This window comes from Aquabacterium sp., assembly GCF_049317225.1.
Classification (GTDB): domain Bacteria; phylum Pseudomonadota; class Gammaproteobacteria; order Burkholderiales; family Burkholderiaceae_C; genus Aquabacterium.
The window spans coordinates 23,128-37,420 of sequence record NZ_JBMOIR010000009.1; the positions used below are offsets into that span (position 1 = coordinate 23,128).

A 14,293-nucleotide genomic window follows, 5' to 3' on the forward strand; every position below is an offset into this window, starting at 1 on the left:
CCGTGCATCCTGAATCAAACGTGTGCGGGCCAGATTTGGGTCCGGTCGGCGCTGAGTGGGTCAAGAGGGCGGGTCTCCAGGTAAAACCGGGTCAACAGGTTGCGTGCGGTGCGCAGACGGTAGTCCTGGGTGGCGCGCAGATCGGTCATGGGCTGAAAGTCTTGGGACAAGGCGGCGCGGGCGGCCTGCAAGGTGCTGTCGTTCCAGGGGCGTCCCAGCAGGGCAGCCTCAGTGTGGCTGGCGCGTTTGGCAGTGGCGGCCATGCCCCCCCAGCCCAGGCGAGCCTCGACAATCGTGTCACCCTCCATGCGGATATGGAAGCCTGCGCACACGGCGGAAATGTCACTGTCACGTCGCTTGGACAGCTTGTAGGCACGCATCACGGTGCCAGGTGTCGCGGTGGGCAGGGGGAGGCGTACGCTTTGCACCCACTCGCCGGGCTGCAAATCGCTGCGCATGTAGTCGAGGTAGAAGTGGTCCAGCGGCAGCACGCGTTCGGCTTCGCCCCGGCGCAATACCAACGAAGCACCCAGGGCGAGCAGGATGGGGGCGCTGTCGCCAATAGGCGATCCATTGGCCAGGTTGCCTGCCAGCGTGCCGGCATGGCGCACCGGCGGCGAGGCAAACCGCAACCACAACTCGCGCAAGGCCGGAACTTGCGCGGCCAGGGTAGACCAGGCATCTTCCAGCGTCACGCCTGCGCCTACTTCCAGGGCAACGGTTTGCCCGCTGGCATCCTGAACCGTCTGGATGGTTTGCAGCGCCGCCACGCCCCCCAGGTAAATGACATCGCCCAAGGCGCGGAACTGTTTGGTGACCCAGAGGCCAATGTCGGTGCCACCAGCCAGCAGTCGGGCTTGGGGTAGGTCGGCGCGCAAGCGCGCCAAAGCTTCCAGCGTGGTTGGCGCGTAGAAACGGGTCGTTTGGCCGGGTTGGGCCGGATCGGGGCCTTCGTAGACCAGATCCGATTGGGTTGTCAGCGTTGCCAGCGCTTGCAGCAAAGGCGCCGGATCGAAGGCGACGCGAGGCGCTTCGAACATTTGCTGGCCCGCGTCCACGATGGGACGGTATCCCGTGCAGCGGCACAGATTGCCAGCCAGTGCGTCAGCCATGTCACCGCGTGATGGCGGCTGTTCGTGCGTCTCGTACAAGTGCCAAAGCGACATCACGAAGCCCGGCGTGCAGAAGCCGCATTGCGAGCCGTGGCATTGCACCAGTGCATCTTGACAAGGGTGCAGTTGGCCGCCAGAGGCCTGGGGCACGTCTTCCACAGTCAAGAGGGCTTTGCCATCCAGCGTTGGGAGCAGTTGGATGCACGAGTTGACCGTGCGTTGCTGCCATTGCCCCTGCGCGTCGCATTCACCCACCACGACGGTGCACGCACCACAGTCGCCCTCGGCGCACCCTTCTTTGGTGCCGGTGCAGTGCATGGCTTCGCGCAGCCATTGCAAGACGGTGGTGGTGGCGGGAACACCGCTGACCTCTTGCACCTGCCCGCGGTGAACAAAGCGGATCGGGCGTGAGGGTTGAGAGGCGTTGGGGGCACTCATCCAAAGATCTCCAGGGTTGTGCAACGCACGATGAAACAAGGATTTTTCGTTTCGAGGGTAATCGCTGGCACGGCTCTCGCTATATGAACTTCACCATAACAGAGATAAGAAAACCTGTATGACCAAGCAGGCGCTTTTCGACAAGATTGATCTATCCCTGATTCGTGTCTTGCATACCGTGATCACCGAGAGCAGTGTGTCCCGAGCAGCCATGCGGCTGCAAACCACCCAACCAGCCGTCAGCGCCCAGCTGAAGCGGTTGCGTGAGCTCACGGGTGACCCATTGCTGGTGCGCAGCGGGCAGGGCATGGCACCCACCAATGTGGCCTTGGACCTGCTGGAGCCGGCGTCAGCCATCCTGCATCACGCACGCAGCATGTTCGGGCACCGCAGCGTGGTGCGAGATTTCGACCCCGCCACCACCACACACACCTTCCGCATCGCCTCCACAGACTATCTGGATCCGTTTTTCTTGCCCGAGCTGACCTTGCGCCTGCGTCAGAAGGCGCCGTCTTGCAAGGTCGAGGTGCTTCAGCTCAACGCCGAGATGGACTACCGTCAAAGCCTCGCCCGCGGGGAGGTGGACCTGGTGATCGGCAACTGGCTGGAGCCCTCCGGAGAGCTGCACCTGGGCCGATTGATCAGTGACGAGGTGGTGTGCCTGGTGTCCACCAAACATCCGGCGGCCCGCTTGCCCAAAGACGGCAAACGTGCCTGGAGCGTGGAGCAATACCTCCAGGCTGAACACATTGCGCCGCCGCCTCTGCACCCCGGCGCCCCGGGTGTGATCGACGACTACTTGGCTCGCCAGGGGATGCAGCGTCAGGTGGTGGTGCGGCACCCTCACTTTGCCCAACTGCCTTATATGGTGGCAGGATCTTTGTTGGTGCTGACCACCGGGCGGCGCTTCTGCGAACGATTTGTCAACCAGCTTGACGTCAAGATATTGAAGTGCCCGGTCAGCTACCCGGCCATGAACTACTATCAGCTCTGGCACGATCTGACCCACCGCTCGGCTGCCTCCCGTTGGTTGAGAGAGCAGGTGCGTGACGTGGCCCGCAATCTGGATCAAATCAAAAGCAGTGCGCGCACGCCCGAGCCGGCCTGCGAGCCTTGCTGAACTGTTTTCACGACAACATGACTCAAACCGGCTCCCAACCCACCAGTGCGCGCAGCATCCTGCGTGGTGACCTGCTGGATTTCACCGCCGATCCAGGCTTTGCTTCGCCGGATCAGGCGCAAGGGGTGCGCTGGCGCCCTGATCATCTGGTCTGCATCGAAGGGGGCAAGATTGAAGCGGTGGTACCTGCGACGGCTGGTGTGCCGTTCGGATGGGAATCGGTAGCGGTCGATGACCAACGGGGGCGTCTGATCCTGCCGGGTTTCATCGATACCCATGTGCATTGCCCGCAACTGGACGTGATCGCCAGCTTTGGCACCGAACTGCTGGACTGGTTGAACACCTACACCTTCCCGGCTGAGCGTCGCTATGCCGATCCCGAGGTGTCCCGTGTCGGCGCGCAGCGCTTTTTGCGGGCTTTGTGGGCCCACGGCACCACCAGTGCGGTGGTGTTTCCAACGGTACACAAAGTGAGCGCCGAAGCGCTGTTCGAGGTTGGCCATGCGCACAACATGCGACTGATCACCGGCAAGGTGCTCATGGACCGCCATGCCCCCGATGGCTTGCGAGACGATGTGGCTGGGGCCGAACGTGACTGCATTGACTTGATTGACCGATGGCACGGTGTGGGCCGACAGTCCTTCGCCGTGACGGTGCGCTTTGCCCCCACCAGCACCCCTGAGCAGCTTGCGATGGCCGGCAGGCTGTGTCAGACCTATGCCGGCACCTATATGCAAACCCACGTGGCCGAAAACCGCGATGAGGTGGCCTGGGTGGCAAAGTTGTTCCCGGATGCCCGCAGCTATCTGGATGTCTACGACCAGGATGGCCTGTTGGGGCCGCGTGCGGTGCTGGCCCATGGCATCTGGCTGGATGAGACCGATCGCGCCGTCATCAAAGAGCGCGGTGCACAGATTTCCCATTGCCCCTCGTCCAACCTGTTCCTGGGGAGCGGGTTGTTCAATTGGGCGCAGGCGCAGCAAGAGGGCTTGAACGTCAGCTTGTCGAGCGATGTGGGTGGCGGCACCAGCCTCTCGATGCTGCGCAACATGGGAGACGCCTACAAGATCCAGGCCTTGCAAGGCACCAAGCTCACAGCGTGGAAGGCCCTGCACACCGCCACCACGGGTGCCGCACAAGCCTTGGGTCTCGGTGACGAGATGGGGCTGATTGAGCCCGGCCACATGGCGGACCTGACGGTGTGGGACTGGGCTCGCGGCGCTGTGGCCGAGCACCGGGATGCCGTCTGCCGTCACACGGGCGGCCAACTGCACGAGCGAGTTTTCGTCTGGATGACCCTGGGTGACGAACGAAACTTGGTGCAAACCCTTGTTGGGGGGCAAAAAGTGTTCCAATCGGGCACCCCATCTGACCCCATTCCGAATTCCACTTTCAAACACCTGCCCGCATGAGCTACCGATTAGAACTTCGCGGCATCACCAAGCAGTACCCCAGCGTACGAGCCAATGACTCGGTCAACCTCAAGGTTCGACCCGGTGAAATCCATGCTGTCCTGGGTGAAAACGGCGCTGGCAAGTCCACGCTGATGAAAATCATCTTTGGTGCCGTCAAGCCCGATGAAGGCGAAATCCTCTTCAACGGTCAGGCTGTCCGCATCAAATCGCCCCAAGAAGCGCGCGCGCTGGGCATCAGCATGGTGTTTCAGCACTTCTCGCTGTTTGACACGCTGACCGTGGCCGAGAACGTGTGGCTGGGGCTGGACAAGTCCATGCCTCTGGCGGAGGTCACGGCGCGCATTCGGGAAGTCGCTGGCGAATACGGTTTGGACATTGATCCCGAGCGCTCGGTGCACGATCTGACCGTGGGCGAGCGTCAGCGCGTGGAAATCGTCCGCGCCTTGCTGACCAATCCGCAGTTGCTGATTCTGGACGAACCGACCTCTGTCCTGACGCCTCAGGCCGTGGGGCGCTTGTTTGTGACCCTTCGCCATCTGGCAGAGAAGGGTTGCGCGATCCTGTACATCAGTCACAAGCTCGATGAAATTCGCGCGCTGTGCCACCACTGCACCGTGATGCGCGGCGGAAAGGTGACGGGTGAAGTCGACCCGACCCAAGAGACCAACGCCAGTTTGTCGCGCCTGATGATTGGTGCCGAGCCGCCCGAGTTGCATCGCGCCGCACCCGTGCTGGGAGCAGTTGCCTTGTCCGTACGTAACCTGGACGTGGCCCGCAACAACCCCTTTGGTGTGGACCTCAAAGGTGTGGCCTTTGAACTGCGCGCCGGTGAAATCCTGGGGATCGCGGGTGTGTCCGGCAACGGTCAGCAAGCGTTGATGGCTGTTCTCAGTGGTGAGGACCCCCGCGCCAAGCCCGGCTCCGTGCATCTGTTCGGCAAGGACATCAGTGCGTCAACGCCAGGTGAGCGCCGTCGCCTGGGTCTGCACAGCGTGCCGGAAGAGCGTTTGGGCCGTGGCGCCGTCCCCATCATGTCTTTGGCCCAGAACACCTTGCTGACACGCACCGATGCGGTGGGCAAGGGGGGGTGGCTGCGCATGAAGGGCGTGGTGGGCATGGCCGAAGCCCTCATCGAGCGCTTCAACGTCAAGGCGGGTGGGCCCCATGCACTGGCCCGCAGCCTGTCGGGCGGCAACCTGCAAAAGTTCATCATGGGCCGCGAGATCTCGGCCGAACCCAAGGTGTTGCTGGTGTCGCAACCCACCTGGGGGGTCGACGTTGGTGCTGCTGCGCAGATCCGTGGCGAGTTGTTGAAGTTGCGCGATGCCGGTTGCGCGGTGCTCGTGGTCAGCGAGGAGTTGGAAGAATTGTTTGAAGTCAGTGACCGACTGATGGTGATGGCCCAAGGCCAGTTGTCACCCAGCGTCCCGGTGGGCGAAGCCACGGTGGAGCAAATCGGTGCATGGATGAGCGGCTTGTGGTCGCGTCCTGCCACGCAGACAGGAGGCGCACATGTTCAAGCTTGAACCACGTCCCGCGCCATCCAGGGTCCTGACGCTGGCGTCGCCGCTGATTGCGCTGGCGATCACCATCTTCGTGGGTGTCGTGCTGTTTGCGGCATTGGGCAAGGATCCCTTGGCGGGCTTGCGCATGTTTTTCGTCGAGCCTCTGCGCGGCGGATACGCGTTGTCCGAGCTGAGTCTGAAGGCCACGCCTCTGATCCTCATTGCACTGGGGCTGGCCGTGTGTTTCCGCGCCAACTTGTGGAACATCGGTGCCGAAGGGCAGTTCGTCATGGGCGCCATCTTTGCGGGTGGTGTGGCCATGCAAGCAACGCCTGAGTCCGGGCATGGATTCGTGGCCGCCGTGTTGGCTGCTGGGGTCTTGGGCGGCATGGTCTGGGCGGGCATCGTGGCCTTCTTGCGAGACCAGTTCCACGCCAATGAGATTCTGGTGAGCCTGATGCTGGTCTACGTGGCCGAGATGACCTTGAGCTACCTCGTCTACGGTCCTTGGAAGGACCCTGCAGGCTACAACTTCCCTCAAACCATCACCTTTCTGGATGCGGCCCGCGTGCCCAAGTTGTTCACCGGACTGCGTCTGAACATTGGCTTGGTGCTGGCGCTGGTCAGCGTGGCGGCCTTCGCCATCTTCCTGTTCCGCACTTATGGGGGCTTCCAGTTGCAGGTGGGTGGGCAAGCACCGCACGCTGCGCGTTACGCAGGCTTTTCGTCTCGCAAGGCGTTGTGGACTGCGCTGCTGTTGTCCGGTGGCATGGCCGGCTTGGCCGGTGCGCTGGACGTGGCCGGGCCGCAAGGGCAACTCACGCCGTATGTGCCCATGGGCTACGGCTTTGCCGCCATCATCGTGGCGTTTGTGGGCCGACTCAATCCCATCGGCATCGTCTTCTCGTCGGTGCTCATGAGCATGTTCTTCATCGGTGGTGAGTTGGCGCAATCGCGTCTGGGTCTGCCGAAGGCCATCACCGGCGTGTTCCAAGGCTTGCTGCTGTTCGCACTGCTCGCCAGTGACACCTTCATTCATCAACGTCTGCGCTGGGTGGGAGCGAAATGATGGACGTGAGCGCTTTCATCTCCGCAGACTCGCTGGCGCTGTTGATCGCCGCGACCCTGAGTGCTGGCACCGTGGTGGCGCTGGCCGCCTTGGGCCTGTTGATCAACGAGCGCGCCGGGGTGTTGAACCTGGGCGCCGAAGGCATGATGCTGGTGGCTGCCATTGCAGGCTTCGCCACCGGTGTGACCACCGGCAGTGACTGGCTGGCGTTTGCGGCCGGTGCGGCGGCGGGTGCAGCCATGGCTGCCGTGTTTGGCGTGCTGGTCATCTGGCTCAACACCAATCAGTACGCGACCGGGCTGGCACTGAGCCTGTTTGGATCTGGGCTCAGTGCCTTCGTGGGCATCACCTTCACACAGGAGCACCTGGGTGAGCGCGCGCACTTTGCCATTCCGGTGCTGGCTGACATCCCCTTTGTGGGGCCCGCCTTGTTCCGTCATCACCCCTTGGTGTACCTCGCCATGGCGCTGGCTTTGGGCATGACCTGGTTCCTGATGCGATCGCGCGCCGGTCTGGTGCTGCGTGCCGTGGGTGAGTCCCCTGAATCAGCCCATGCTTTGGGCTATGCCGTGCGACCGATTCGATTGCTCGCTGTGGTGGTGGGCGGTGCCTTGTGCGGTCTGGCTGGGGCGTATATCTCGGTGGTGTACACGCCCATGTGGGTCGAAGGCATGGTGGCCGGCAAGGGCTGGATCGCGCTGGCGCTGACCACCTTCGCAACCTGGCGCCCCGCACGGGTGTTGCTGGGGGCCTACCTGTTTGGTGGCGTGACCATGTTGCAGTTCCAGTTGCAAGGCAATGGCGTGGCCATCCCCAGTCAGGTGCTGACCATGCTGCCGTATCTGGCCACCATCGTGGTGCTGGTGCTGATCTCGCGCAATCCGACGTGGATTCGCATCAACATGCCTGCGTCCTTGGGTAAGCCCTTCCATCCTGGTGCATGACACGGCATGATGTTTGCTGTCATGACGGTGGGAGCGGCAAGCCTTTGTCCCTTTCTGAACCGTTGTTGAGTTTGAGTAGTTTTCAACCCTGGAGATGACATGACCTCACCTTTGTCCAAGCGTTCTTTGCTCAAGATGGGTGGTTTTGCTGCACTGGCTGCCACCGCTGCGCTGATGGGCTGCAGCAAGAAGGAAGAAGCGCCTGCCGCGGCTTCAGCTGCGTCTGAGCCAGCTTCCGCCGCAGCCAAGGCCACTGGCCCGCTGAACATCGCTTTTGCCTACGTCGGCCCTGTGGGTGATGCAGGCTGGACCTTTGCCCACGACAAGGGTCGTCTGGCGCTCGAAAAAGAATTCGGCGACAAGATCAAGACCACCTTCGTCGAGAAGGTGCCTGAAGGCCCCGAAGCCGAGCGCGTGATCCGTGACCTGGTCGGTCAAGGCAACACCCTGGTGTTCGGTACCACCTTTGGCTACATGGAACCCATGTTGAAGGTCGCTGCTGACAATCCGAACGTCAAGTTCGAGCACGCTACTGGCTATAAGACCGCCGCCAACATGCGTACGTACGATGCCCGTACTTACGAAGGCGCTTACATGGCTGGCGTGATCGCCGGTTCGATGACCAAGTCCAACACCCTGGGTGTGGTCGGTTCGATCCCAATTCCTGAGGTGATCCGCAACATCAACTCGTTCACCCTGGGCGCACAAAGCGTCAACCCCAAGATCAAGACCAAGGTGGTCTGGGTGAACGCCTGGTTTGATCCTCCCAAGGAAACCGAAGGCGCACAAAGCCTGCTGAACCAGGGCGCTGACGTGCTGTTCCAGAACACCGACTCCGCTGCCGTGCTGCAAACCGCCGAAAAGGCTGGCAAGTACGCTTTCGGCTGGGACTCGGACATGAGCAAGTTCGGTCCCAAGTCGCACCTGGCTTCCAGCGTGATCAACTGGGGTCCGTACTACATCAAGGCCACCAAGGATGCCCTGGAAGGCACCTGGACGACCGGTGGCGTGTGGTGGGGTGTCAAGGAGGGTGCGATCGACCTCGTGTCCATCTCTGACAAGGTGCCCGCTGACGTCAAGACCAAGGTTGACGGCGTCAAGTCTGGCCTGAAGGATGGCAGCTTCGTGATCTGGAAGGGTCCCATCGTCGGTCAGGACGGCAAGGAAGTGCTGGCCAAGGATGCCGTCGCTGATGACAAGTTCCTGGGTGGCATCAACTTCTACGTCAAGGGCGTGGAAGGTACCATCCCCACCGGCAAGTAAAGACCTGAGGGTCGCATGATTCGCGGCCCTGTGTCATGCTTCAAGGGCTGTCCCTGACAGGGCAGCCCTTTTCATTTCTGTTTTAAAAAAGAGCGCACCCATGAGCCAGTCCGCCTTCGCCCATATTTCCCGAGATCAACTGCCCGCCCTGGTGCAAGCCATGCCCAAGGCCGAGTTGCATATGCACATTGAAGGCTCGCTGGAGCCCGAGCTGATCTTCGCGTTGGCGCAGCGCAATGGTGTGACCCTGAGTTATCCGACGGTCGAGGACTTGCGCAAGGCGTACGCCTTCACTGATCTGCAAAGCTTTCTGGACATCTATTACGCCGGTGCTTCCGTCCTGCTGAAAGAGCAGGACTTTAATGACATGGCTTGGGCCTATTTCCTCAAGGCGAAGGAAGACAACGTCGTTCACGCCGAGCTGTTCTTTGATCCTCAAACCCACACTGACCGTGGTGTGCCGTTTGAAGTCGTCATCAAAGGTCTGCACAGCGCGTGTGTGCGTGCCCGCGAGGAAATGGGTATCAGTTCCGAGCTGATCATGTGCTTCTTGCGTCATTTGAGCGAAGAAGCGGCATTCGAAACGCTGGAGCAGTCTCTGCCTTATCGCGATCTGTTCATTGGTGTGGGCCTGGATTCCAGCGAGCGCGGCCATCCGCCTGAAAAGTTCGCCCGCGTGTTTGCGCGCTGCAAGGAACTGGGTTTGCGTCTGGTGGCGCACGCCGGCGAAGAGGGCCCGGCGCAGTACATCATCGATGCGCTCGACATTCTGAAGGTAGAGCGCATCGACCACGGTGTACGTTGCCTGGAGGATGCCGATCTGGTCAAGCGTCTGGCCGCCGAGCGCATGGCGCTGACCGTCTGCCCGCTGTCCAACATCAAGTTGTGCGTCTTCAAGACCATGAAGGATCACAACCTCAAGACCTTGCTGCAGCACGGCCTGGCCGTGACAGTGAACTCGGACGACCCCGCTTACTTTGGCGGCTACATGAACCAGAACTTCCTGGCGCTGCTGGCCGATCTGGACATCAACGCACAGGACGCCTACACCCTGGCCCGCAACTCGTTTGAAGCCAGTTTCGTGAGCGACGCGGTCAAGGCTGGCTGGATCGCCCAGCTGGATCAGACATTCGCCAGCTTTGCGGCTTCGGCCCCGAAAGCGTAAGCGTCCATGGCCAGGTGGCCATGCGTGACACTGTCGTGGATGCGCAGGCTGGTCGCCGGGCCGATGGTGTCGGTGTCGCACGTGGCGGCACCGGCAGCAAAGTAAAACGCCAGCCAGTGCTCGTCCGTCGGGTGCATGGCCCACGCGTGAGGGGCTTGCGCACGGTAGTCGAGCAGGGCAGGCCAGTCAGCCGCTTGAGCCTTGTCGTGGACCCACGCCCGGAAGGCCGCGCAGTCGGCTTCTTCCGGTGCATCCACAGGGCTGGGGTGGTGAAAGAAACGCTGCAGGTTGTGCGTCAGGCTGCCTGAACCAATCAACAGCACCCCCTGTTGTCGAAGTTCTGCCAAGAGTTGACCCAGTGCGAGCATGTCTGCGGGCTTGGCGCGTGGGTTCAACGACAAGGGCACCACCGGGATGTCTGCAGCAGGGAACATGTGCATCAACAAGGTCCAGATGCCGTGGTCCAGACCACCCTGTGAGGTCAGTCGTGCGGGCAAGCCGCCGTTGACCAGTTTCTGGTGGATCTCGCTGGCGAGTTGAGGTTCACCCGGCGTGTCGTAGCGGATCTCGTACAACGCTGCCGGAAAACCACCAAAGTCGTGAATGGTGTCGTGGCGTGCAGCGCCCAATACATAAGGTGTTGGCGTCGCGGTGTGCGGTGACATCACGACGATGGCCTTGGGACACCCCCACTGCATCTCAATGGCAGGACCCAATCGCTGCAAGAAGTGTCCGGCCGGACCGGGCTCCACCGCAATCATCGGCGAGCCATGAGACAAAAATAGGGTGGGGTAGGCGGCAGTCATCAGCCCAGTCTAGCGACGCTCGGGCAGAAAGGTCATCGATGACAAAATGGCCAAGGCGATGGCTGGGGGAACCGTGGCGATGTAGCCCACATGCTTGAACCCCAAGGCGCCCAGTACGCCACCCAGGAAAAAAGTGGTGACGAGCAGGCTGTGAAGTTTCAGTTTGTCAAAATTGGCACGCACGGCAGGCTTGCTGACCGTATCGGGCGACTGATTCCAATAGAACAACTTGCCTAACTCGATGCCAATGTCCGTCATCAGGCCGGTCACATGGGTCGTGCGGATTTCGGCGTTGGACACCTTGGTGATCATCGCGTTTTGCAGGCCCATCAGAAAGCTCAGCACCGCAATGGTGAGTCCGATGGATGTGCTGATCACGTGGTGATATTCGCCTAGCAAGCCAAACGCCAGCAGCAAGCCTGCCTCCAGCAGCAGTGGCATCGAGTACTCGTGAGGCGACTGACGCCTGCGTGCCCAATTGATCATGATGGCCGAGGTGGCAGCGCCGATCACGAACGCGATCAGTGACGTCAGCGCACCGAGCACCATGTCGATGTGCCCTAAAGCCAACTCGTCGGCCATGGTGGACACGACTCCGGTCATGTGGGAGGTGTACTCGTTAACGGCCAGAAAACCGCCAGCGTTGATGGCCCCCGCATTGAAGGTCAGAAAAATGCCCAGATGCACATTGCTCCGACGAGAGCGCTCCGTTGCCGTAAGGGTGCGGAGGTAGTCAACAGGCATGATCAGAAATGCAGGCATGGACGAAAGCTGACATCATCGCGCAATTGCAGACGTTTTGCATACAAGAGGCATGCCAGAAATTCACACAACCCGGTTCTCCGCTTGGCGGTGGGCCTGGACGCAAACGGTACGGGACCTGCGGGGCGGCAGCCTGCGCCTGATGCTGCTCGCGGTCATGTTGGCCGTCGCAGCGCTGTCAGCGGTGGCATTTTTTGCAGATCGCATTGAGCAAGGCTTGCATCGTGATGCAGCACAACTGCTCGGTGGCGATGTGGTGGTCGTGGGCGACCAACCCCTGCCTGATTCTTTTGAACGGGCCGCTGCTGCATCGCAGTTGAAGACGGCGAAGGCGGCGATCTTTCAGAGCATGGCGCGGTCGCCCGATGAGCGCGGTGGAGAGTCCAAGCTGGTCAGTGTCAAGGCCGTCAGCGAGGATTACCCGCTAAAGGGGCGACTGCGGATAGGCGTGCTGGACGCGCACGGGCGGCTCACTCAGGTCCATGATGCGCCACAGGGCGGACCGTCTGCGGGACAAGTCTGGGTGGATGCCGGTTTGTTGGTGGCGCTGGACTTGCGTGTGGGGGATGCCATCTGGCTGGGGGATGCATCGTTCAAGGTGGCGGCGGTGATTGCCACCGAGCCTGACCGTGGCGCGGGCTTCACGTCGTTTGCCCCCCGGGTCATGATTCGACAGTCTGACTTGGCTTCGACCCAGTTGATTCAACCAGCCAGTCGGGTGACCTACCGTCTTTATGCTGCAGCCGGGCAACAGAAGGACGAGCGGATGCGTGTGGACCGATTCGCCAAAGTCAGCGAATCGCTGGCCGAATCGGTTCGTGGTGTCAGGGTCGAAACCTTGGAGCAAGGTCGTCCCGAGATGCGGACCACTTTGGACCGTGCCGCACTGTTTCTCCGCTTGGTGGCCTTGCTGGCGGCATTGATGTCAGCCGTGGCCGTCGCCATGGTGTCGCGGGACTTTGCCCAGCGGCGGCTGGATGACTGTGCCCTGTTGCGCGTGATGGGGGTCTCTCAAACCGTGATGGCTCGAACCTACTTCCTGGAGTTCTTGATGGTTGGGGTTGGGGCCAGCGCTTTGGGCTTGCTGGTGGGGTGGGGCTTCCATTTGGTTTTTGTGTCGATGCTGGCCGAGTTGGTGGGCGTGTCGTTGCCCCCTGCCGGTTGGCAGCCTGTGGGCTTGGGCATGGGCGTTGGGGTGCTGTTGACTTTGGGCTTCGGTCTGCCCCCGGTTTTGCAGTTGGCTAAGGTGCCGCCTCTGCGCGTGTTGCGACGTGATCTGGGGGGCCTACGGCCTTTGTCCGGGGGTGTCGCGGCCCTGGGTGGCGTGGCGCTGGTGGGCCTGTTGATGGCGGTGGCCCGTGATATCAAGCTCGGTGGCGTCGCCTTGGGAGGATTTGTGGCCGCCGTGGCCCTGTTTGCCGTGTTGGCCATGTTGATGGTGCTGGCGTTGCGAGCGCTCATCCAGCGCATGGGGGCACGTGTGCCCACCTGGTTGGCCTTGGCCAGTCGGCAGCTCACGGCACAGCCAGGGCAAACCGTGGTGCAGGTCTGCGCCTTGGGTGTCGGGCTGTTGGCGCTGATGCTGCTGGTCTTGATTCGGACCGATCTGGTTGACAGTTGGCGCGCGGCCACCCCTGCAGATGCGCCAGATCGTTTTGTCATCAACATCTTGCCCGATCAGGTCGAGCCGTTTCAGCGTGCATTGAAGCAAGCCGGTGTGGCGCAGTACGACTGGTATCCCATGGTTCGCGCTCGCCTGGTTGCCGTCAACGGCAAGCCCGTGAAGGCCAAGGACTATCCTGAAGAGCGAGCGCAACGGCTGGTCGAGCGTGAATTCAACATGAGCTACGCCGCACAGCCCCCGGTCCATAACCCCGTCGTGGCAGGCCAATGGGTGCCCAATGAAGCCAATGCGTTCAGTGTCGAGCAAGGCTTGGCGAGCGCACTGGGCCTGCAACGGGGGGATCGCCTGCTCTTCGACATGGCGGGTGTCAGCTACGAAGGGCGCATCACCACCTTGCGCAAGGTGGACTGGTCATCTATGCGCGTCAATTTCTTTGTGATGGCGCCCGTGGCCGACATGCCGCAGTGGCCCGCCACCTACATCACAGCCTTTCGGATGCCGCCCGGGCAGAAGCTGGATCGCACGCTGGTTCAGCAGTTCCCGAATGTCTCGGTGGTGGATGTGTCGGCCACCCTGAGGCAGATTCAGGACGTGCTGGAGCAGGTCATTGCCGCCGTGGAGTTCTTGTTCGTGTTCACCTTGGTGGCGGGTCTCATGGTCCTGATGGCCGGGCTGATGAGTTCCAGAGAGCGCCGTGGGCGTGATTGGGCCATTCTGCGCGCGCTGGGTGCGACGCAATCCATGCTAGCGCGCGTGCAGCGTGTGGAGTTGCTGTTGACGGGGGCTCTGGCCGGTGCGCTGGCAGCGTCTGCGGCGTTGAGCATTGGGTGGGTGTTGGCCACGCGTGTGTTTGAATTTGAGTGGCATGCCCCCTTGTGGTGGCCGTTGGCCGGGGCACTCATTGGCGCCTTGCTGTCGTGGCTGGCGGGCTGGTGGAGCTTACGAGGCGTTTTGCAGCGGCCCGTGACCACCACCTTGCGTCAGGTGGACTAGCCACAGCCAGACGTGAAAAAGCCGGCTCGCGGGCCGGCTTTCTTTAGTGCGCCTTGTGGCGCAAGGCGACAAAACCA

At 61.7% G+C, this 14,293-nt stretch carries 11 protein-coding genes; 8 read left to right on the forward strand and 3 right to left on the reverse strand.

Going from position 1 to position 14,293, the window contains the following annotated elements; genetic code table 11:
- Window positions 1-14: 14 nt before the first annotated feature.
- Entirely contained in the window at window positions 15-1,550 is a 1,536-nt protein-coding gene (gene xdhA, locus ACOYNB_RS07940) for a xanthine dehydrogenase small subunit (RefSeq protein WP_422838567.1), read from the reverse strand.
- 118 nt (window positions 1,551-1,668) lie between these two features.
- Here xdhA and ACOYNB_RS07945 point away from each other — a divergent pair, with 118 nt between their 5' ends.
- The 7 genes from ACOYNB_RS07945 (at window position 1,669) to ACOYNB_RS07975 (ending at window position 10,031) form a co-directional block, all read left to right on the forward strand.
- Window positions 1,669-2,670 (forward strand): LysR family transcriptional regulator, encoded by a 1,002-nt coding sequence (locus tag ACOYNB_RS07945; protein WP_422838568.1) that lies wholly within the window; start codon window positions 1,669-1,671, stop codon window positions 2,668-2,670.
- A 17-nt stretch (window positions 2,671-2,687) separates the two neighbouring features.
- Window positions 2,688-4,082 carry a guanine deaminase gene (gene guaD / locus ACOYNB_RS07950; protein WP_422838569.1) on the forward strand — a complete coding sequence of 465 codons (1,395 nt, stop codon included), beginning with the start codon at window positions 2,688-2,690 and terminating at the stop codon, window positions 4,080-4,082.
- On the forward strand, window positions 4,079-5,611 hold the full coding sequence (locus tag ACOYNB_RS07955; protein ID WP_422838570.1) for an ABC transporter ATP-binding protein: 1,533 nt from the start codon (window positions 4,079-4,081) through the stop codon (window positions 5,609-5,611). The genes guaD and ACOYNB_RS07955 overlap by 4 nt, the downstream gene beginning before the upstream one ends.
- Window positions 5,598-6,659 carry an ABC transporter permease gene (locus ACOYNB_RS07960; protein WP_422838571.1) on the forward strand — a complete coding sequence of 354 codons (1,062 nt, stop codon included), beginning with the start codon at window positions 5,598-5,600 and terminating at the stop codon, window positions 6,657-6,659. Before ACOYNB_RS07955 ends, ACOYNB_RS07960 begins: the two co-directional genes overlap by 14 nt.
- A 5-nt stretch (window positions 6,660-6,664) precedes the next feature.
- Window positions 6,665-7,603, forward strand: a complete 939-nt coding sequence (locus ACOYNB_RS07965; protein ID WP_422838572.1) for an ABC transporter permease — start codon at window positions 6,665-6,667, stop codon at window positions 7,601-7,603.
- A 99-nt stretch (window positions 7,604-7,702) separates the two neighbouring features.
- Window positions 7,703-8,866: a BMP family ABC transporter substrate-binding protein gene (locus tag ACOYNB_RS07970; RefSeq protein ID WP_422838573.1), complete on the forward strand. Its 1,164-nt coding sequence runs from the start codon at window positions 7,703-7,705 to the stop codon at window positions 8,864-8,866.
- Window positions 8,867-8,966: 100 nt separating this feature from the next.
- Window positions 8,967-10,031 (forward strand): adenosine deaminase, encoded by a 1,065-nt coding sequence (locus ACOYNB_RS07975; protein ID WP_422838574.1) that lies wholly within the window; start codon window positions 8,967-8,969, stop codon window positions 10,029-10,031.
- Here ACOYNB_RS07975 and ACOYNB_RS07980 read toward each other — a convergent pair.
- Together ACOYNB_RS07980 and ACOYNB_RS07985 are read right to left on the reverse strand one after the other, a co-directional pair.
- Entirely contained in the window at window positions 9,989-10,837 is an 849-nt protein-coding gene (locus tag ACOYNB_RS07980) for a DODA-type extradiol aromatic ring-opening family dioxygenase (protein ID WP_422838575.1), read from the reverse strand. The genes ACOYNB_RS07975 and ACOYNB_RS07980 overlap by 43 nt on opposite strands.
- 9 nt (window positions 10,838-10,846) lie before the next feature.
- Window positions 10,847-11,599 carry a YoaK family protein gene (locus ACOYNB_RS07985; RefSeq protein ID WP_422838576.1) on the reverse strand — a complete coding sequence of 251 codons (753 nt, stop codon included), beginning with the start codon at window positions 11,597-11,599 and terminating at the stop codon, window positions 10,847-10,849.
- 52 nt (window positions 11,600-11,651) lie between these two features.
- Here ACOYNB_RS07985 and ACOYNB_RS07990 point away from each other — a divergent pair, with 52 nt between their 5' ends.
- A complete protein-coding gene (locus ACOYNB_RS07990) occupies window positions 11,652-14,216 on the forward strand; it encodes an ABC transporter permease (RefSeq protein ID WP_422838577.1) in 2,565 nt (854 codons plus the stop codon).
- Window positions 14,217-14,293 lie beyond the last annotated feature (77 nt).